A 494-nucleotide genomic window follows, 5' to 3' on the forward strand; every position below is an offset into this window, starting at 1 on the left:
ATGATGCGGTTGCCCGAGGGCATCTCGATCATGTCCACCTGTTCCTTGATGTTGGTCCATTTGTGGTTCTTCAGGCTGGCGACCTGGATCTCGTTGTCGAAGTGACCGATATTGCCGACGATCGCCATGTCCTTCATCTCGCGCATGTGCTCGATGCGGATCACGTCCTTGTTGCCGGTCGTGGTGACGAAGATGTCGGCGGTCTTCACCACATCCTCCAGCGTGGTCACCTGGAACCCGTCCATCGCCGCCTGCAGCGCACAGATCGGGTCGACTTCGGTCACGATCACCCGCGCGCCCGCGCCTTTCAGCGAAGCGGCCGAGCCCTTGCCCACGTCGCCATAGCCCATGACGACCGCGACCTTGCCGGCCATCATCGTGTCGGTGGCGCGGCGGATCCCGTCCACAAGGCTTTCCTTGCAGCCGTACTTGTTGTCGAATTTCGACTTAGTGACGCTGTCATTCACGTTGATCGCGGGGAAGGGCAGCTGCCC

1 protein-coding gene is annotated in these 494 nt (G+C 60.9%); it reads right to left on the bottom strand.

Annotated features, from left to right (window positions below):
- Window positions 1–494: adenosylhomocysteinase (locus XM53_RS22305; protein ID WP_144435663.1), on the bottom strand; the 494-nt coding region annotated here is incomplete at both ends.

It is taken from the genome of Roseovarius atlanticus, from assembly GCF_001441615.1.
GTDB classification, from domain to species: domain Bacteria; phylum Pseudomonadota; class Alphaproteobacteria; order Rhodobacterales; family Rhodobacteraceae; genus Roseovarius; species Roseovarius atlanticus.